Source organism: Sodalis sp. dw_96 (genome assembly GCF_018449575.1).
Taxonomy (GTDB): Bacteria; Pseudomonadota; Gammaproteobacteria; order Enterobacterales; family Enterobacteriaceae; genus Acerihabitans.
Window position 1 is genome coordinate 13551 of the sequence record NZ_JAAVUT010000008.1, and the last position, 19442, is coordinate 32992.

General features: G+C 52.5%; 16 protein-coding genes. 4 read left to right on the forward strand and 12 right to left on the reverse strand.

Annotation, left to right across the window (positions count from 1 at the left end; translation table 11 throughout):
• Positions 1-82: 82 nt before the first annotated feature.
• The 5 genes from HB631_RS13455 to HB631_RS27305 all read right to left on the reverse strand — a co-directional run bounded on the left by HB631_RS13455 (position 83) and on the right by HB631_RS27305 (position 5635).
• A complete protein-coding gene (locus tag HB631_RS13455; RefSeq protein WP_213991681.1) occupies positions 83-1459 on the reverse strand; it encodes an MmgE/PrpD family protein in 1377 nt (458 codons plus the stop codon).
• Between the two features lies 1 nt (position 1460).
• Positions 1461-2459 carry a tripartite tricarboxylate transporter substrate-binding protein gene (locus tag HB631_RS13460; protein WP_213991682.1) on the reverse strand — a complete coding sequence of 333 codons (999 nt, stop codon included), beginning with the start codon at positions 2457-2459 and terminating at the stop codon, positions 1461-1463.
• A 61-nt stretch (positions 2460-2520) separates the two neighbouring features.
• Positions 2521-4032 (reverse strand): tripartite tricarboxylate transporter permease, encoded by a 1512-nt coding sequence (locus HB631_RS13465; protein WP_213991683.1) that lies wholly within the window; start codon positions 4030-4032, stop codon positions 2521-2523.
• Between the two features lie 23 nt (positions 4033-4055).
• Positions 4056-4580 (reverse strand): tripartite tricarboxylate transporter TctB family protein, encoded by a 525-nt coding sequence (locus HB631_RS13470; RefSeq protein ID WP_213991684.1) that lies wholly within the window; start codon positions 4578-4580, stop codon positions 4056-4058.
• Between the two features lie 272 nt (positions 4581-4852).
• On the reverse strand, positions 4853-5635 hold the full coding sequence (locus HB631_RS27305) for an IclR family transcriptional regulator (RefSeq protein WP_213991685.1): 783 nt from the start codon (positions 5633-5635) through the stop codon (positions 4853-4855).
• Positions 5636-5816: 181 nt separating this feature from the next.
• Here HB631_RS27305 and HB631_RS13480 point away from each other — a divergent pair, with 181 nt between their 5' ends.
• The 4 genes from HB631_RS13480 to HB631_RS13495 all read left to right on the forward strand — a co-directional run bounded on the left by HB631_RS13480 (position 5817) and on the right by HB631_RS13495 (position 9321).
• The gene (locus tag HB631_RS13480) at positions 5817-6212 is read left to right on the forward strand and encodes a VOC family protein (RefSeq protein WP_132922276.1); all 396 of its coding nucleotides are present in this window, start codon (positions 5817-5819) and stop codon (positions 6210-6212) included.
• 45 nt (positions 6213-6257) lie between these two features.
• Complete coding sequence (locus HB631_RS13485) at positions 6258-6881, forward strand: chromate transporter (protein WP_213991686.1); 624 nt, start codon at positions 6258-6260, stop codon at positions 6879-6881.
• Positions 6878-7381 (forward strand): chromate transporter, encoded by a 504-nt coding sequence (locus HB631_RS13490; RefSeq protein ID WP_213991687.1) that lies wholly within the window; start codon positions 6878-6880, stop codon positions 7379-7381. The genes HB631_RS13485 and HB631_RS13490 overlap by 4 nt, the downstream gene beginning before the upstream one ends.
• A gap of 446 nt (positions 7382-7827) precedes the next feature.
• On the forward strand, positions 7828-9321 hold the full coding sequence (locus tag HB631_RS13495) for a sigma 54-interacting transcriptional regulator (protein ID WP_213991688.1): 1494 nt from the start codon (positions 7828-7830) through the stop codon (positions 9319-9321).
• A 61-nt stretch (positions 9322-9382) separates the two neighbouring features.
• Here HB631_RS13495 and HB631_RS13500 read toward each other — a convergent pair whose 3' ends face one another.
• From HB631_RS13500 to HB631_RS13530, 7 genes are all read right to left on the reverse strand, one after another.
• Positions 9383-10762: a carbohydrate porin gene (locus HB631_RS13500; protein WP_255556988.1), complete on the reverse strand. Its 1380-nt coding sequence runs from the start codon at positions 10760-10762 to the stop codon at positions 9383-9385.
• A 218-nt stretch (positions 10763-10980) separates the two neighbouring features.
• The gene (locus tag HB631_RS13505) at positions 10981-12366 is read right to left on the reverse strand and encodes an MFS transporter (protein ID WP_213991689.1); all 1386 of its coding nucleotides are present in this window, start codon (positions 12364-12366) and stop codon (positions 10981-10983) included.
• On the reverse strand, positions 12367-13305 hold the full coding sequence (nrfD, locus tag HB631_RS13510) for a cytochrome c nitrite reductase subunit NrfD (RefSeq protein WP_213991690.1): 939 nt from the start codon (positions 13303-13305) through the stop codon (positions 12367-12369). It abuts the gene before it with no gap.
• A complete protein-coding gene (locus HB631_RS13515) occupies positions 13302-13988 on the reverse strand; it encodes a 4Fe-4S dicluster domain-containing protein (RefSeq protein ID WP_213991691.1) in 687 nt (228 codons plus the stop codon). The genes nrfD and HB631_RS13515 overlap by 4 nt, the downstream gene beginning before the upstream one ends.
• Positions 13989-14187: 199 nt before the next feature.
• Positions 14188-16101 carry an FAD-dependent oxidoreductase gene (locus tag HB631_RS13520; protein WP_213991692.1) on the reverse strand — a complete coding sequence of 638 codons (1914 nt, stop codon included), beginning with the start codon at positions 16099-16101 and terminating at the stop codon, positions 14188-14190.
• A gap of 349 nt (positions 16102-16450) precedes the next feature.
• Complete coding sequence (locus tag HB631_RS13525; RefSeq protein ID WP_213991693.1) at positions 16451-17629, reverse strand: acetyl-CoA C-acetyltransferase; 1179 nt, start codon at positions 17627-17629, stop codon at positions 16451-16453.
• 363 nt (positions 17630-17992) lie between these two features.
• A complete protein-coding gene (locus tag HB631_RS13530; RefSeq protein WP_213991694.1) occupies positions 17993-19351 on the reverse strand; it encodes an MFS transporter in 1359 nt (452 codons plus the stop codon).
• Positions 19352-19442: the final 91 nt, after the last annotated feature.

Sequence of the window (19442 nt, forward strand, 5' to 3'; positions counted from 1 at the left end):
AATATTCAACTTATGCCGTTGGTATCCATACCGGCACGACAATGCCGGTTGGACGCCTATCCTGCGTACGCGGCAATCATTGTTACAATGTGCCGATCATTTTTTGTACAATCTGATTGATATCCTTTACTTCTTCCAGAGCCCAGCATTGTTCAACCAAGGCCGCCGCACTGGCGGCGTCCATCACACTGCCCGCCGCCGTGACAAGCTTATCCGACAGGTCCTGATCCAGTAGCGGCACGTCCGGCGTCCCCCGGTTACGCAGCACTTCATAACCGGAAATCGTGCCGTCCGCCCAGTGAATGACCAGCCGGCAGCCGCGTTTATCCATGGTCGGCTCCGAAACGATACGCACCAGGGAGCGCAAATGAGTGATAAAAGGATCCCTTAACGTGGCATCGTCAAAATCCCCGAGCCCCAGGCCATGATGCGCCAGGGCCACCGCCACGCAGTGGGGCGTGCTGAACCGGGCTTCCGGTCCGCTAGCCGGATGGACCAGCGCCGTCACCGCCGAGGTGAAGGGATGCAAGTGCAGTTCAATACCGGCAATATCCCCTTTGGCGGTCAGATCTTTTGATGCCGCGATCCCCGCTTCAATGGGCGCGTGGGTCAGCGATGCGGTGGGATACAGCTTGTGGCCGTTTTTCGGCAGTTGCCACTGGCTGTTCAGCCCCGCCACCAGCATCTCGTTGTCGGGATCCTTACTTACCGCCTGCAACAACCCGCGCTGGCCTTCGATGGCCGTATCCGTGGAAGTGAATCCCGCTTCGGCCAATAGCGCCGACACGACGCCGTCCATCGCCGCTTTTGCCGGGTGCAGCGCTTTGGAATCGCTGCCGTAGATTTCTCGCACGCCGGCGGCCTGGGTGGCGCTGCACCCCAGGGCATGGGTGGCGGCTTCAGCAGACAACTTCAGGGCATTGGCCGCCGCCGCCGCCGCCGCGACATGCCCCATGGTCCCGGTAACATGCCAGGCGCTTTGATAATGGCTTGGTCCCGCGGCCTGCGCCACCCGTGCGCCGATTTCAAAACCGGCGACATAGGCGGTAATCATGTCCTGCCCGCTCAGTCCGCGCAGCTGCGCGATGGCCACCACCGCCGGCCAGACGCAGGAACTCAGATGTATGGTGGTTTCGATGGGATTGAACACATCGTCATAGTCCAGCAAATGCGAGGCATACGCATTGCACAGCGCGGCGTAAGGCGCATTGGCGGTCAATAACGTACCGATAATGTTTGCCGGTCCACCCTGCCCCAGGGTTGAAATCACATTCTGGAGCTTACGTGCTCCCGGCTCTCCCGCGCCGGCAATCGCCGCGGCGCTCCAATCCACAAACGCGCGTTTGGCATAATGAATGACTTCCGGCGGCAGAGCGGAATAGCTGAGCGACGCCGCAAATATACCCAGTTGACGCGTTTTTGTGGCTGGCCGCGGTACTTCAGTCATATCAATAGACATATCATTTATTCCCCTTCAAATTCTGCAACTTGATCAACCTCTGGACGTCCTGAGTGTATTGATCCAACATTTTTTTCAATTCATCTCCGGTGAAAAATTGCGTTCTGTCGCCTTCTTCCTGCATATACTTGCCCCAATCCGGGGTCGCGACCAGTTTGGCCAAAATGTTCTGATAGTAAGCGATGGTTTCGGGCTTCGCTCCCGGGGGCAGCGCGATACCGCGGAATTGCAATTGATCGGGAATACCCTGAGTCGGGACACCCTGTTCGGCCAGTGTCGGTACATCCGGATAGGCTTTATTGCGCTCATTACCCACGATACCTATCAATCTCAGTTGCCCGGCCGCTACCTGTTCGGAAAAGTCGGTCTGCGCGCCTATCATGATCTGGGCATCGCCGCGCAGCATCGCGGTGATACGGGGACCGCCATCGGCAAAGGAGAGATATTTCCAACTGGTGCCGGTATTGGCCTCTATCTGCAGCGCCAGCAGGTTATCCACGGACTGATAGGCGCCGCCTACCTGCACCAGTTGGCCCGGGTTCTGTTTTGCCGCATTCAGGAAATCCTGGAAATTGTGATAGGGCGAGTTGGCGGGAACCGCTACAATCTGCTGTTCGTCGGCCAGCATGGCGATAACGGTCAAATCCTTGACGGTGGTGGTGGCATTGGGCTCGGTAAGGCCGCTGGAAATCCATTTAGAGGAAAAGGCGGCGACATAATTGGGCTGGCCTTTCTTTTCACCCATGAAGTTCATGGCGCCCAAACCGCCGCCCTGCGGCCGGGACAATACCGGCCAGTTATCGTCCATTATCTTATTCTGGCGGGCAATCTTCACTACCTGGCGGGCGAATAAATCGCTGCCGCCGCCCGGACCCGTATCCACGACAAACTGCACATTGGCCGGCTTTGAATTATCACTACCACTGCCGTTACACGCCACCAGGGTGGTCACTAATAACCCCGCAGCGGCAATACATACCATCCGACATGATCTCATCATTATATTTATCTCCTGTTATTCGGGTTACTCTACGGGCGCCCGTTTTTTTCAAAATAAAGCTTCAGCGTAAAGCCAACACTTTGCGCCGCTGCTTCATCCTGCTGTAAATCGAGAAAAGCACGATAATGACAATCGCACCGAGAATCCCCGCGGAGATCGGCCGATCGATAAAAATGGACAAATTATTATTCGACAACATCAGCGATTGACGGAAAGCCAACTCAGCCTCAGGTCCCAGCACAAACGCCATGAGCATTGGCGCAGCCGGTACGCCCAATCGGCGGAACATATACCCGAAGGCGCTGAACCCCATCAGCAGATACACATCGAAAATAGAACCACGGACGCTGTAGGCACCGACCACCGCCAGCAGCAGGATAATCGGATAGAGCAACCAGTAGGGAATACGCAGTATCTGTACCCACAGCGGAATCATCGGCAGGTTCAGAACCAGCAATGTGATGGTGCCCAGATACAGACTGGCGATAACCGGCCAGACGATTTCCGGATGGTTGGTGAATAGCAATGGGCCGGGTTGGATGCCATATAAAATGAGGGCGGCCAACATGACGGTGGTACTGGCGCTGCCCGGTAAACCAAGGCTGAGCAGCGGGATCATGGTGCCGCCGCATTCGGAGTTGTTGGCCGCTTCCGGACCCGCCACGCCTTCGATCATGCCGGTACCGAATTTATCCGAATTCTTGGAAGTATTTTTCACCACGGCATAAGACACGAACGACGCGATGGTGGAGCCCCCGCCCGGCAATGCGCCGATAAAGAAGCCGACCAAGGTACCGATGGCTATCGCCAGACGTGATTGTTTGATATCCGCCCAGGTGGGCAGGTATTCGCGTAATCTTTTCGGCGTCTCTACCGGTTTGCCCTTTTTCATGCTCTTGCCGGTGTTGATCAACACTTCACCGACCGCGAACAGCCCCAGGGTCACGACCAGAAATTCAATACCGTCATACAGGTTCACGCTGCCAAAGGTGAACCGCTGGACACCGGAGAAAATATCCGCCCCGATGGTGGACACCAGCAGCCCGCAAAACATCGAGATAAGCCCTTTGACCGGAGACTTGCCGGCCAGCGAAATCACCAGCAGCAAGCCGAAGATCATCAGCATGGCGAATTCCGGCGGTCCGAAATCAATGGCAATTTTGGCGGCAATCGGGGCGGCAAACGTCAATCCGATAACACCGCAGGTACTGGCGATGAAACCGGAAATGGCGGACATCCCCATCGCGGCGCCCGCCCTGCCTTGTTTGGCCAATTCATGGCCGTCATAGCAGAGCACCACCGATGATGTTTCGGTAGGGATATTTAACAGAATTGCAGTGGTCGCGCCGGCGAATTTGGACCCATTATAAATACCGGCCATCATGATAAGGCCGGTGGCAGGCGGCAAGCGTAACGTTAAAGGCAGCAGGATGGCCAGGGTCGCCGCCGGATTGCCCAAGCCAGGCAGAATACCAATCAGCGTCCCCAATAGCGCACCAATGATTATCCACATCAAATTCGTAAGCGACAACGCCACCCCGAAACCGTCGAGCATATGATAGAGTAAGTCCATGATAGTTCTCTCTGTTTAGACCGTCAGATCCCCAGGATACCGGTATTGAACGGGCCGTTAGGCAGTTCGATACTCAACACCTGGGCGAAAAGGAGATAAATGACTATGGGTACCGCAACAATGGCAATGTATGCACCGTAATGACGCCGTTTTTCAATAAACAGCAGGATATAGGCCATCAGCAGCATGCCCGTAAGCACAAACCCAATCACGGCAAAAAGCGGAACAGAGACAACATAGCCCAGGAAAACTGCTACTGTGCGTTTCGGGAAAAAATCTTGTGCCTTTACAGCAGGTTCCGGTTTTCCGTGCGTTTTAGCTTCGATGGGATTCACCAAACCCACCGCACGGACTTCCGGAATTTCAGGACGCAGGCTTTGCACGATAAGTATCACCCCCAACAGCAGTAATACGCCGGCAACAATTCTGGGCAAAAATCCCGGACCGGGGACATTGTTCAAATAAAAAGGCATTTGCCAGGCAATAACTAATACGGCAGCCGCCACTACAGCTACAACGATTCCAAATGCAACATCAGCACGACGCATTCAATACCTCCGCATACCAGACATTATTTCTTTTCTATAGACATCATTGCCGAGATATAAGAGAAATTGAAGCGGGCGTCAAGAACAGTTGCAGGTTAACTTTCCACAATGTGATGGAGGAATCTTTTCCGTCCCCGGATGAACTAAAATCGGGCAAGGAGATGTCGGTCTTGTGACAAAAAAAACGGCATCACCGATGACCTGATCAGTTATGCCGTCCCGGGCACAGGGCGTTTATCACGCCTTATGCTATATCATATGAAAGTGGATGGTCAGGCGGGCAGGTCGCGGAACTGCTGCCGTACCTCCTTCAAAGCCCTGACGATATTGGCCTGCATCTCGGGCACCAGCCTGTTGACCGGTACCGCCACCGCCAGTGAGGCCACGGGACGATTAGCGGCGTTCACCAGGGCGATGGCCACCGACCCCACACCTTCCTCGCTTTCTTCGTAATTGGTGGCGTAACCCAGGCTGCGGACATCATCCAGGGCGCTTTCCAGCGCATCCATGGACTTGATGGAGCTGGCGGTTTGCGGTAATAATTTCTTATTGGCGTACAAAGCGCGAACCTGCTCCGGCGTAAGCTCCCCCAGCATCGCTTTGCCCGCCGAGGTGCAGTGGGCATACAAGATCTGACCTGTACGGGCAATCACCCTCAGCGTCCGATCGCTCTCTACCGCGTCGATATAACGTACCTTATCCCCTTCGAGGGTCACCAGATGGACAGTTTCCCCGAATTTGCTCGCCAGCTTTTCCAGGAACGGGCGCGCATGCATCCTGACATCCATTTTCTGCACCACCGCCAGACCGATCTCAACCAGCATCGGCCCCGGCCGGTATGCTCTGGAATCGTCCTGGCGGACGAACCCCCGATGAATCAGCATCGCCAGCAAACGATGGGCGGTGGAATGAGCCACCCCAAGATAGCTGCAGGCTTCGGTAAGGCGCATGCTCTGCTGCTCACGAAACAGCAGCAACAAGCGCAGCGCGTTATCTACCGAAGAGATGGGGTAGCTAGGCTCGCTGCCACCGCTGGAATTTGGACCGTCGCGCACATATCACCCCTTTGTTATATTCTGTAAGTCAGACAATACTGTCAATTTTGTGATCTTTTGTCCACAACAAGAACATCTCAGTATTGACTTCATGCAAAGTACGTTGCAATATCCAGTTTGTCCTTCATGAGGACAGATTTTCCTTATAGAAGACATTGTCGTTATAATGAGGAGAGATAGGATGCGTATTCGCCACATAGGTGTAGTAACCAAAGATCTGGAAAAAGCAGCCACTTTTTATGAAAAAGTGCTCGGTTTTAAACGTCTGGGCCCAGCACGTACCCCAGGTCATTATCCGGGTAGAGCAATCGACATGAGCGATGGAGAAGTTAATTATTCGCTGCTCTGCCCGGATGAACGTGTGGAGTTCGCTCCATGGGCTCAGGGTACCTTAGGCCCAAATCACATCGGTGTCGAAACCGATAATATCGTCGGCGTCATGGAAGCATTGAAAGAGTACGGCATTCAATGGTACGGTGAAGATAAAGAGCAAGTGCCTCCGCGTTTCTTTAAATTCCTGGATCCGGATGGCGTTGAAATCGATATCGCCACCATTGATCGTAGCTGGAAGTTTTAAGTTGTAACGCCGCCTGAGGCAGTCATCAGGATAAGAGAGAGGGCAATGCAAAGACGACGAACTCAGCATCGCCACCCCTTGTCCGGTGCCTTGGCGGTGTTGGTCGTCTTCGCAAAAATAGGGTCGACCGCGTTTGGCGGCGGTAGCGCTACAATCGCCGCCATGCGCCAAGCCTGCGTCCGTCACGGCTGGATGAACGAACAACAATTCATCGACATCGTGGTGCTGTCGCGCCTGACACCCGGTATCAGCATCCTGGCGCAAACCCTGCTTATCGGCCGTGCGGTGGCCGGTGTGCCCGGTATGTTCGCCGGACTGGCGGGTCTGCTGACTCCCGCACTGGTCATCACCGTCGCCCTGTCGAAACTCTACCAGTTTATAAGCGGCCTGCCCTCCACTGTAACGCCCCTGCACGCCATCGTTGCCGCTTCGGCGGGTTTCGCCATCGCGATGTCGTTGCAATTGCTGCGGGATATTTTTGCCGGTCGTCATCGTGTCCCCACGGCGGCCATCGTCATTGCCTACACCGGCCTGGCGTTTCTCATCGCTAACCCGCTGGTGGTCATGGCAATCGCCATAGTCCTTGGGTTGCTGCTGCCCGGCCTGTTCATTAAGCTTGAAAAATCAACGCCCGACGACGACTCTTCCGGGGAGCAGCCGAAACCGTGACCCTGGAACGGATTTTCCTGACGGTACTGGTGGCCAATCTTATCGGCTTCGGCGGCCTCAGCTCCCTGCCCGTCCTGCGCGGCCAGATCCAGAGCGCCGGATTACCGGCCGACAACCTGCTGCTGCATGCCCTCGCCATCGGTAATATCTCACCCGGCCCCAACGGACTGTATCTGGTGGTGGTGGGCTATTTTATCGGCGGCGTCAAGGGCGCCGGCGCAGCCACGCTGGCGTTGGTTATCCCGCCCTTTCTGGTCATTATACTCGATAGGGTTCGCAGCCGACTGTTACACCTGCCACGCTTTCGCGCGGTGATGCACTCCCTGAGCCTGTCGGTAATTGCCCTGTTGATCCCTTCCACCGCCGCCCTCGCCGTCCACGCCGCCACCGACCCTCTGGGGGTGGCGATGGTGGTTCTGGGCACGATATTATTGCTGTGCCGCACATCGCCCCTGGTGGGGATCGCCATCGCGCTGGCTATCGGCCTGGTGGCCAGGTAATGGAGGAACAATGGCTATCCGGCAAGGGGTAAAAGTTTCATTCTCTGGAAACTCAGGCACCCAAGCATAATGCGGTCTTAATACAACATTGAGATTGATGGCATGAAATATCATTAATCTACCGCTGGAACTTTACTCTGCTTTCAGGAAATGTATGAGATAATGAGAACCATTATCTCATATTAAACATCAATTTATTATTCTTATTACACTCTTATTACTTACTGTCAAAAAATATTTATGGCCGGTTTAGCTGGAGTAGATATGTGATTTATTTCACATAACTTGCAATCTATTTTATTTATAACGTCATCTAACATTAATTATTGTATTTTGTTAATACAATAATGTATCAGCGTCAAAGTTCCTGCTCATGTATGCCGGCATCAAGACCTTTGACCGAAGATAGGATATTTTCTCAATCACCGGTTTTCATGAGGGCCATCATGTCCAGCGGAAATTTTCTTCAAACGGCTAACGAGACCGCGATTGATTTCAAAAAAATCGTCGATACCCTGGAGTGTCCCATCTACATCACCGACTCCAGCGGCGTAACGGAATATATTAACCAGGCTTACTTACGGGAAAATCCCATCATAGACGCTGATGCGATCCTTGGCCGAACAATCGACGATATCATTAAAGAAGGTAAATATTTCAAACACGCAATTACCACAGAAGTGTTGAAACAAAAAAAAGAGGCAATGGCGTTTTTTGTTCATCATCTTTTACCCGAAAAAATGGCTTTTGTATCCGGCATGCCGGTGCTCGATGAAGAAAACGAGATTGAGCATGTGGTTTCAATTCTCTATGCAGAATCTTTTTTTCAAAAATTACATACCAAATTTAATTATCCAATTTATTCTTTCGATTCTTATCATGATTTGCTGGAAAAAAAATGTTTACCTACCCCTTTCCCGTTTGACAATTTAATCGGTATCAGCAGACCCATGGAAGAATTGAAGCGGATCATGCTAAGAGTCGCAAAGACAGACGCGACTGTTTTAATTCGTGGGGAATCCGGCACGGGTAAAGAGGTGGTTGCCGAGAATATCCAAAGAATGAGCTTACGAGCGAATAGACCCTTTATCAAACTCAATTGTGCGGCGATACCGACTGCCCTTATAGAAGGAGAGCTTTTCGGTTATGAAAAAGGGGCATTCACCGGTGCCACATCAAGCAGAGCCGGCTTTTTTGAGCAGGCGAACGGAGGAACAATATTCCTTGATGAGATTGGCGATTTGCCTTTTGAGGCCCAGGCTAAATTATTGCGCGTCTTGCAGCAAAAAGAGATCGTTCGTTTGGGCGGCACCAAGCCTATTAGTTTAAACATACGGATCATTGCCGCGACTAATTCGGATCTGGATAAAAAGATTGCCGAAAAACACTTTCGTGAGGACCTGTTTTACAGGCTCAGTCTCATTCCAATCTATTTACCCCCCTTAAGAGAAAGGGAAGCCGACATTCCGATATTGATCGAATACTTTCTGCATAAATTTGACGCCATTTATAACAGAATAATTCGATTTACCACACAAACGTTAAAAATATTAGTCAATTATCCTTGGCCTGGAAATATCAGGGAGTTGGAAAATATCATTGAATACTTATATATTTGCTCTGAGGAAAATTTTATCACTGAAGAGATAATCTCCCCACTGTTAAATAAAAAAAATTACCTATTGAGCACCGATAATATCGACGATGAACTATCCGATTTTTGTTCCAAACAAATACATGATAATAAATCCCTGCCGGACATTATGTCGTACGTTGAAAGGACCGTGCTGATGTTGGCAGTGGAAAAGTATAAAACCACCTATCATATTGCTACCGCCTTGGGGGTTTCCCAACCCACGATTGCCCGGAAACTGCAATCCTTGGGCATGGGACGCAGAAGATCCAGTCATGATACGGAGCTGGTGTGCTATCAGGAATGATAGCCGTAAACGCGAATTGCCGGCACCAAGACGGGCCGGCGATTTCTCCTGTACGTTGCCGTCACAGACCGAGCAGTTTTTCCAGCATCACGTTGACCTGGATCCAGAATGTATAGCCATCCTCCGGCCTGACGCTGGTATAGGCATACTGGTAATTGGTGTTGTTCCAGACACGGGAACCGGTCATCGTCAAATTGACCTCCGGCGTCAGCATAAAGGACGCGTCGATGCTCAACTGCTGCTCGTTACGCGGTACCCGCCACCCCGTCCCGCCCTCGGAATTGAACATATCCTGCAAGTAGCGGTGCTCTCCGTCCGTCAGCCTGCCCCAGCGGAATGTCAGGCCGTAACTGTCATTGGGACGGCTCCGCCAGGGTCCCGACCAGATAAGCCCGGCGTCAGCCAGCGTGGCTATCCCGGTGTAGGCATCCGACTGCAAGGTTTGCGATACGCTGCCGTGCACACTCACGGCGCTGGGCGCGGGATTGTGGGGATCGGCCCCGCCGTCACGCCGCCAAAAGGCTTTTTTTGCCGTGAGATAGAAGCCGGAGACGCCTTTGTGAGTGAGCACCGCGGCGCTGCTATCGTACACTTTTGAGGTGCCGTTCACCGTGGAGTAGGCGTCGTTGTATTGCAGATTGTTGTGGAACGCCAGCGCCTCCCAGTTGAAGGGATAGGGTTCTTGCTGCCAGCTGACGCGCCGCGCTACATTGGCCACCAGCAAGGTACTGCCGGAATCGTAGTCGTCGTCCCACCGTTCCCAGCCGTTGGTGAACGGAAACGCCTGATAGGTGCGCCAGACGCCGATGTTGGACTCCAGCGCCGGCGTAAAGTGGTAGGTGGCGCGCGCGCCCCAGCCGGCATAAGGCGCGGGTCCGAACCCCGCCGTCTTATTCAGTACGGTATTCACACAGGACGACTGCACATTGCAGTTGGTGAAACCGACAAACTGGCCGGGGTTGCTCTTGCCTACTTCGATGGACAGCCGGTCGTTAAACAGCTGCTGTTCATAACCGAAACGCAGCAGATGCGCGACCTTGGGGATATAGGGCGGCGGGTCGCCGGCCAACAGACCACCGGCGCTATTGCCGTATAAAGTATTATGGCTGAAGGGCACCCACAGTTGCATGAAGTGGATAGTACCGCCGGGGATCAACCCCATACGATCCAGGTCGAAATCCGCGCCGGCGAAAAACATCGTATAGGCCGAGGTCTCGTGGGTGCTGGTACCCGCGCTGGGGTTGCCCAACCAAAGCTGGGACGCCATGATATGCGGGGTGATCCCGTGATCCGACAGCCATGCCCCCTCGTCGGACAGCGGGCGGTCAGAGGATTCCGCGTCGTCGGCGGCAAACGCCGGGCTGCTCGTCAGCGCCATGCCGCACAGGATCGCGCCGGAACATAGCATTCTGGTCCATATATTATGAGGTGTTATTTTCATTGTTCTATCCCATTGATGTAATAGGACGGAAACGGCCGATCATTAATATATTCAATGACGGTCCGACGGTGATAACATGCCCTATTCCTGCCGAGTTATCAGCGCGTTATTTTCCGACTATGGTTATTATTCTTAAAGCGTATTTTATTCTAATCATTAGTTCAACATGCCTACCCAATATTACAGGCATGCAATATTTTTTTAAATTGCCACATTTTTTATTTCTGTGCTCTCTGGATAAAAACATCGCCATCATTTTTATCCAGACGTAAAAAAATAAAGCAACATAAAAATAGTCCCAGGCTCATCAATAAAAATGACACATGGTAATTTTCCAGTCCCCTTACATTATCTGCGTAGTTAACATAACGAAGTAACGCGAATGTTAACGTAACGCTTATTATGATTGAAAGTAGTTGACTCAGTATAAGCAAGCTGTTGCCGGCATTATAGGTGTCATCCGTTAACTCACTGAACGTCAAAGTATTCATGGTGGCATAGAGAACAGAGGTAAAAGCCCCTAACATAAATATCAATATAACAATAATATCCAGTGAACCGTTTAGAAGCGAAAGGGTCAAGGAGTAAATCAACGTCGCGCTGGCCGTCGTCGCAATAAGCAATAAACACCGGTAGCCGCACCGTTCCAATGCCGGTCGCAGCAGGAACCTGGCGCTCAACGACCCTGCCGCCAGCGACAGCATAATCATACTGACCCCCGCCGGGGAATAATTAAACTCCAGTTGCATCATCAGCGACAGGACCAAAGGTACCGACGCTAAAAAAATCCGTACGCAAATGTTACTGGCGATGCCCACGGCAAAGGTTCTGTGCCGAAACAACGAAAGCGCCAATAACGGCTCAAGCGTTTTTCCCTGGTGATTTTTATAGCTATATAACAACACCATTGCTATCAGAAAGAATGTCATTACCCACATGCTGGTAAAATATTGCTTACCGATACCCAACAAGCCAAGCAAGATAAATAATAGTGCCGGCACCACCAGCATAAATCCTATCGTATCGAAGTTTCCTCGCAGGTTTGATTTTATCTGCCCCGGCATATATTTTTTTGCCAGGGCAAAACAGATCAGGCAGAAGGGAATATTTACCAGGAAAATCATTCTCCAGGAGAATGCGGTTATCAGGAACCCGCTTAACGGCGGTCCCAGCAACGTACCCCCCAATCCCAATAAGGTGATTTTATTCAAGGCGGATAACTTTTCCGCCGGCAAGGTTGTTTTCAAAATGACCACCCGCACCACCGGCAACATTAATGCACCCCCGATGCCCTGTAAAAAACGCGCCAGGATAAGACCGGTTAATATATCCGCCGAGGCGCATAAAAAAGACCCCAAGGTGAATAAGCCCAACGATAATAGATAGATTCGCCGATAACCATAGGTATCCGCCAGCCATCCGCATACCGGCGTAAAAACCATCACCGTCAGCATATAAGAAACAACCACCATCCCCATGCTGAGGGAGGACTGATGTAACGCCTCCGCCATGGAAGGGATAGCCAGATATAACATGGTGGTATCCAGTGATTGCATAAAAAAGGTTAATGATGCAATGCTCAGAAGCCAGGTTGAGTTGTTCATTTATGCCATTACCATCTGTCCCGCATACAATATAAACATGCGAAGCATGAACACACTGAACAGTCCGATACCGGACATGGTCACCAGGTAAGTCTTATTGAATTTAATACGTTCGCTGCACAACAACTTCAAGGCGATGGGTAATAAAATACCCAGCCCCACTATACCCAGCCAAAAAACAGCGCCCCAAAATCCCCTTAACGCGGTTAACGCCGCGACTTCCTTCTGCCCGCCGCCAAAAATCAGGCCAATAAAAAACACCACCAGCAGACCGAGCTCTGCGATGATTAGCGGCAACTCCAGTTTATGAATAAAGGCCAGCGAGGGTGAATGAACCGATTGTTTATAGAACACCAGTCCGCACAATATCGCCATGGCAACGGCCGAGGTCAGGCCGGAGGCCAGGAAAAGCAAAGGCAAAACCGGATTGTTCAGTAACGGGTAGGATTTTAAGGCCAGCAGTAGAAAGCCGGTATAGACGCTTAACAGGACGGCCAAAAAGACCATAATGACATCAAGCCCGCGTTCCCATCCGGCGATAAGGCGCACCAGCCGGTTTAACCAGGCTAGCTTAATAATATTGTTGATCTTTCCCTGATAAATGGCGATTATCCACAGTATCAGCACCACCATATAAATCTGAAACAGCATAACCCCCAGGGACATAACTGAATGGGGATTGTAGAACACCATCAAATACCAAAATGTCCATGAGCGCGCCAAATGAAAAATAAGGATCACCAAGCCCAGAATGACCGTCAACGGCGCGATAATGGTCGTCGCTTGAATGACGCCGTCGTTGGCGGCATTCACTAGCAGGATGTGTCTTTTAAGCAAAACGGCTATAATGACCATGCCGGATGAAATACCTATCAATAACAGGTAAACCGCTATCGGCCAATCCCAGACCAGGGTATCGAAATGAAAGGCAGTGTTCATCCTCGTATTTCTCCAAATTTACCCGCAATATGATAAAGCTTGGGGGAAGTGCCTAAATAAAGTTTGTTTCGGTATACGGTTTTACTGGCGATGAGTTTGGCGATATCACTGTCGGGATCGTCCAGATTGCCGAAGGTCAACGCCTTCACCGGGCAAATCACCACGCAGGCGGGTGGCTTACCGGCGGCCAGATTGGTATCCCGGCAGAAGTTACACTTATCCGCCGTTTTCGATAGCGGATGGATAAAACGCACATGATAGGGGCAGGCGGCAATGCAGTACCGGCACCCGACGCAACGATCGTGATGGACATCAACAATGCCCGTTTTGGGGTCTTTATAGGACGCGCCGGTAGGACAAACCGCCACGCACGGCGGGTTATCGCAATGCTGGCAGGATTTACGCACAAACTGCCGCGAGTTTTTATTCAGCTCCCGGTATGTTCCGTTATCCAGAATATCCAGCCGCGTGACCTCCGCCGGAACCTTATTCACTCGATGGCAAGCCAAAATACAGGCACGGCAGCCGATGCACTTGGTTTCATCATGCATCATGCCATAGCGGATATTGCCAATGACGAGGGTTTGCGGGTTAATGACTTCCGCCAGAATACGATTTACCGAATTAGCCGCCAATACCGCGCTGCCTATTCCCATAATAAACCCGCGACGCGAAACGCCCATACCAACCCCTTAATGGAAATAATGCGGGAGCAATACGTCATCTTTTCACCGGAAATCTCCGGTAAACGATAATGCCGTCAATTTCAATAATAAATACCGTTCAATAAACCAACGCTATTTTGAACCTATGGCCGGGGGCCGGGAAATAGTCCACTCCCCGTTTTTCCATATTGCACCCCAATGCACCCCCGGCGGCCTATCAATGCGCCATGGCTACGGTTTCCGCCGCATTTTCGCCGGCAATACGGCCGGAGTTCAGGGCAAAACCGTTGGCTAAACCTTCATAGGGCGGATAGCCCGGTCCACTATAAAAACCTGCCGCAACATTCCCTACCGCATATAATCCCGGAATAGGTTTGGCATTAATATCGGTGACCTGTAATTTGGCATTAACCCGTACCCCGCCGATACTGCTTAAACTGACCACCTGGGTTTCGAACGCATAGAAGGGACCGGATTTAACCGGATAAACCAGGTAAGCGGGTTTTTTGCCGAAATCCGGGTCTGATTTGGCTTTGATCAAATCATTATAATGTGAGACGGTTTTTTCCAATTGGCCGGCTTCCACGCCCATGTTTTTCGCCAATTCTTCGATAGTCTGGCCTTTGAAGATACTTTTGCTTTTACCGCCGTCAACCGCGGCATCCGCCAAGGCCACAAAATCCCCGCCCTTGGGTGGATTGGCCGGTCCCGCGCCGGATAAAGCGAAGGGGAATGATTTCTTGGTATAGGCATTTAAGGTCTGGCTATCGAGAACAATGTAATATTTACCGCCCACCGAATACGACACGTTGGCCCAATACGCCGTATCGTAGACCAGGCCTTCATCGCCGAAGCGCTGACCGTTGGCGTCCACCCATAATAACGGTGATTTCAATAGCCAGATAAGCGGGCTATCGTTTTCGGCATTCCCCTGATCGGCCGCGGCGGATGAGGTTATGCCTACCAATTTGCAGGCATGAATCAATGCGGAATGCAGGTTCCATTGCGCCCCGCCCGCCGCCCAGGCCATCCTGGTGCCTTCACCCTGATTCGGCCAGGCCAGTACGTGAATATTCGGCGTATTCATGACGTCCCGGACCATTTTTTCATTACCACCGAAACCGCCGCTGGCAATGATAACCGCCTTGGCATGGACAATTAATTTGCCGCCGTCCGCTTTCTGGGCAACTAAGCCGGTCACCTGGCCGTCCTTATCCTGAATCAGCGACGTTGCGGCAGTATTCTTCATCAATTCCCCTCCGGATTGCAGGAAACTGGTATACAGACTCTTGTAGGCGGCGTTGGTATCGAGATAGTGATGGTATATATCCGCCTTGATGGGATCATCCCGGTGAGCCTGCTGTTCCTGATTGGCATCTTTGGCCACCGACTTGATATCAAACTTGACGCCGTGCTTTGCCATCCAATCGGCGGTTGAACCGGATTTATTCACAATGGCTTCGGTGAGCGGACCGTTGGATAAATAATGATTATATTCCAGCAGCCGGTGCGTCAGATCCGCAGCGGTGTACTTCATGCCTTCGGATTTTTGCAGCGAAGACTCCACGGCAAAAAAGCCGCTGGCCATATTGCCGCTGCCCCCCACCACCGCCGATTTTTCCACCACCAATACCTTGGCGCCTTTTTCCTCGGCGGCGAGCGCGGCGGCGGTGCCGGAAGTCCCACCCCCCATCACCACCACATCCACCGTTTTTTCTTCATCGGCAACAGGCGCGGCGGCGGTTTTTGCCGTCCCGCCGGTATATTTGCCGATATCCGCGCCGGCCAGCAGCAAGGCCGCCTTGGTGGCTTGCTTCACGGCATCGCTGGTTTCGGTGGCGCCGGTCATGCCGTCTACGTCCAGGCTTTGATGATCAACGATGGACTTGGCCACCTGGGGTCCCGCCACGCCCCCCAATTCAGGGGTTTCACCGGACGCATCGGCGACGATATTTTTAATCGTTCCCGCTTGATCAATGGAAACCGTGACCTTGACATCGCTGTCCAGGCCTTTGGCCGACGCCGTATAGTCGCCGGCGGTAACGGCCGCATTGGCCGAAAAACCCACGGAGCAGCCCAGAATGAGCGCAACGAGAGCCGGTAATCTTTTTTTCACATAATCGTTTTTCATAGAATATCGATCCGCTTATATAAGTTTTATTTACCTACGATATTGAGCAAAGTTGGTGCCAATATTAATCCGCACCCGATTTGATCGGGTACCTAAAGTCAAATGATTGCAATTAGCTCTATTACACGTCATTTCCAACTTCACCGCGCTTTTTATGTCAGGTTTTAATCCCGGCTATAAAAGTCATCGTCAAGATCGGGATATAAGACTAGCCCGCAAAAATAATAATCATGCATTTTTGTATTTTAAATACATTTATGAATTAACCGCCTGCCCATTTGCCTTATATTATTTCCGCCATCATTTTTATATATTGCCAATACTTTTCCATTTGACGGCAAGATGGATGTCAGAGGCGCTCCACCACGACCGCCACCCCCAGTCCCCCGCCGACACACAGGGTTGCCAGGCCGAAGGTTTTGTCCCGGGCCGCCAGAGCGTATAACAGCGTTACCAGGATCCTGGCGCCGGAAGCGCCGATCGGATGGCCCAGGGCAATGGCGCCGCCATTGACGTTGGTCTTGTCCTCATCCAGCCCCAGCTCATGGCCCACCGCGGCGAACTGTGCGGCAAAGGCTTCATTGGCCTCAATCAGGTCAATATCACCGATACCCAGGCCGGCCTTCTTCAGTGCCGCGCGTACCGCCGGCACCGGCCCGATGCCCATAAAAGCCGGATCGACGCCGCAGGTGGCATAACCACGGATCCGCGCCAACGGCCGGATATCCAGCGAGCGGGACCGGGCTTCGCTCATTACCACCAGCGCGGCCGCGCCGTCATTGATGCCGGAGGCATTACCCGCCGTGACGCTGCCCTCCGGCGTAAAAGCCGGACGCAGTCTGGCCAGGCCCTCGGCGCTGACATCCCCACGGGGATGTTCATCCGTATCGAGAATAATGTCGCCTTTTTTGCCGTGCAGAATGACCGGCAGGATTTCATTACGAAACGCGCCGTTGCCAATGGCCGCCACCGCCCGCCGCTGCGAGCGCAGGGCGATGCTATCCTGTTCAAGCCGGCTGATGTTATAACGGGCGGCGACATTTTCGGCGGTGATGCCCATATGGTATTGATTAATACTGCAAAATAGTCCGTCATGTACCATGCTGTCGGTAATAGTGCCATCCCCCATCCGGTATCCCCAGCGGGCTTTATCCAGCAGATAGGGCGCCGCCGACATATTTTCCATCCCCCCCGCCAGGACAATCTGCGCATCGCCCGCGGCGATAACCTGAGACGCCAGGATCACGCTTTTCAAGCCGGATCCGCAGACAACATTCAGGGTGGTTGCCGGGGTCTTTTCATCAATGCCGGCATGCAGCATCGCTTGACGGGCCGGGTTTTGGCCCAATCCCGCCTGCAGGACATTGCCGAGGAAAACCTCATCGATAATATCGGGCTGGATACCGGCACGCCTGATACTTTCCCGCGCCACCAGCGCGCCCAGCTGAGGAGCCGCCAGCGAAGCCAGACCGCCGCCAAAGCTGCCGATGGCGGTACGCACGGCACTGGCAATAACAATTCCCGTCATATTGACCTCTTGATGAATCTCATTTTATTTCTCCAGGGAAACCTGTTTTATAAACGGCGCCAAGAACGCCGGGTCACCTTGAACAATAAATTTTTCGCCCTTGAGCTATACAGTCTTGAATTATTCATGGGACGCAGATTTCCCTGCCCGTTTATTTTAAAATGCCACTTCATAAAATGAATTTTTTAAAAGACGCCTGTTATTATTATTCAGCGCCCGATTTTCCCCGGATAAATAAGCCCAGCCGCTATGATTTCCGGCATATTGTTCGCAATACTTTTACCCAACGTCTTAATGTCTTTTTTTGATAGGTTGCATAATGTTCTGATTCGGGAAAAATCTTATCTAATTCATTCTCTTCCTTTAACGAATGTCCGTTTGTGCGCCGGACGTAGCCGGCAGGCTTTCTATGGGCGTCACATCGGTTTGCCAAATTAAAATCAACGTCACGGCGCCTACCGCCACCAGCAGGAGATAAGCACCGGCATATCCTCCCAGATAGGTCAACCCCACCGCCAAAATGGAAAAGGCGAAGCAGCGCACAATGGACTGGATCGGCGCGATAATGCCGATGGCCCGGATATAGGTTCTGCGTGGAAATTTAGTGGCAATCAGCGCGGTGCTTAAATTGGTGGCGCCCGCCAGGCTAAAACCGATCATCAGCAGGGAAATCCACAGGGTCAGCGCATTGGACTGGAAGATGTTGATAACCACCGACACCATCCACCACAGGGTGTAAATCATGATGGCCGCTTTAATCCCCACCTTTTGGTTTAGCCAACCCCAGCCATAGGCGCCAAAGGTGCCGAACAGCGCCGAGAGGGTCATATAAAAGATGGCGGTGCTCAGTTCAAATCCCATGCCCATCAACCGGGGCACCATCTGACTTACCACCCCTACCAGCATGATATAGATACCGCCGGTGGCGATGCCCATGAACCAGACGTCCTTCATGCGCAGCAATTGGCCGGTGGTAACCGGGCAAATATAGTCTTTATGTTCGCGGACCCGTTCGGCCAGCTCCTCGGCTGTGATGGGCGCGTTGTCGGGGGCACAGCCGATGTCTTCCGGTTTGTTGGCGGCAAATACCGCCACCAGCAGCGCGGTGACGAACATCACCAGCGACACGCCCCAAAATCCGTTATGAACGCCGAACCATGAGAAGAAACCGGCCAGCACCGGCACGAAAAAGGCGCTGGAAAAGGTCTGTCCCATGGTGCACCAGCCCAGCGCCAGACCCTGTTTACGGATAAACCAGTTGGCGATAAGGGCGGTTCCGCCCATATAAGCGAAGCCGGTACCGAAAAAACAGACCCCGGCAAACAGTACGGTGAACCCGGTCAGCGTCCCCCAGTAGCCCAGCAGGCCGAAACACAATCCGCAGGCGATAAGGCAGAAAACGATATTGAATTTGGGCCCCTTCTTTTCACACAATCTGGCGCATAGTGGACCCGCCAGGATTGAAGCCCAGGAGGCAGGGGTCGCCAGCGCCAGCAGCGCGTTGTAATCCAGGTTAAAGGTTTTGGACAGGGCGGGCAGAATCACATTCAGACCGTGGGTCACGGCGCCGGCGGCAAGCCAGAACATCAGGGCCTGGAAAAAAATAATGGTCCATCCATGGGGCCCAAAACTACTTTTGGTGGCGGAAAGGTGATCGTCCCCCCGGGTAGCAAGTTCGATAATCTTATGTGGCAGCGCCAGGTTTTTTTCTTGCCCAGTCATAATGGTAAGCTCGTTGTACGCAGTCGGGCCCCGCCCGGGAATGCGTTGTGGGTTTATCGGGATGGTACGCACGTTTTCCAACATTCCGGCA

Excerpts from the sequence above, each read along its gene's own strand:
- HB631_RS13500 (WP_255556988.1), bottom strand. The coding sequence starts at position 10,762 with ATGAAAATAACACCTCATAATATATGGACCAGAATGCTATGTTCCGGC.
- HB631_RS13495 (WP_213991688.1), top strand. The coding sequence starts at position 7,828 with ATGTCCAGCGGAAATTTTCTTCAAACGGCTAACGAGACCGCGATTGAT.
- HB631_RS13460 (WP_213991682.1), bottom strand. The coding sequence starts at position 2,459 with ATGATGAGATCATGTCGGATGGTATGTATTGCCGCTGCGGGGTTATTA.
- HB631_RS13515 (WP_213991691.1), bottom strand. The coding sequence starts at position 13,988 with ATGGGCGTTTCGCGTCGCGGGTTTATTATGGGAATAGGCAGCGCGGTA.
- nrfD (WP_213991690.1), bottom strand. The coding sequence starts at position 13,305 with ATGAACACTGCCTTTCATTTCGATACCCTGGTCTGGGATTGGCCGATA.
- HB631_RS13455 (WP_213991681.1), bottom strand. The coding sequence starts at position 1,459 with ATGTCTATTGATATGACTGAAGTACCGCGGCCAGCCACAAAAACGCGT.
- HB631_RS13485 (WP_213991686.1), top strand. The coding sequence starts at position 6,258 with ATGCAAAGACGACGAACTCAGCATCGCCACCCCTTGTCCGGTGCCTTG.
- HB631_RS13505 (WP_213991689.1), bottom strand. The coding sequence starts at position 12,366 with ATGAACAACTCAACCTGGCTTCTGAGCATTGCATCATTAACCTTTTTT.
- HB631_RS13530 (WP_213991694.1), bottom strand. The coding sequence starts at position 19,351 with ATGACTGGGCAAGAAAAAAACCTGGCGCTGCCACATAAGATTATCGAA.
- HB631_RS13480 (WP_132922276.1), top strand. The coding sequence starts at position 5,817 with ATGCGTATTCGCCACATAGGTGTAGTAACCAAAGATCTGGAAAAAGCA.
- HB631_RS13470 (WP_213991684.1), bottom strand. The coding sequence starts at position 4,580 with ATGCGTCGTGCTGATGTTGCATTTGGAATCGTTGTAGCTGTAGTGGCG.
- HB631_RS13465 (WP_213991683.1), bottom strand. The coding sequence starts at position 4,032 with ATGGACTTACTCTATCATATGCTCGACGGTTTCGGGGTGGCGTTGTCG.
- HB631_RS13520 (WP_213991692.1), bottom strand. The coding sequence starts at position 16,101 with ATGAAAAACGATTATGTGAAAAAAAGATTACCGGCTCTCGTTGCGCTC.
- HB631_RS13525 (WP_213991693.1), bottom strand. The coding sequence starts at position 17,629 with ATGACGGGAATTGTTATTGCCAGTGCCGTGCGTACCGCCATCGGCAGC.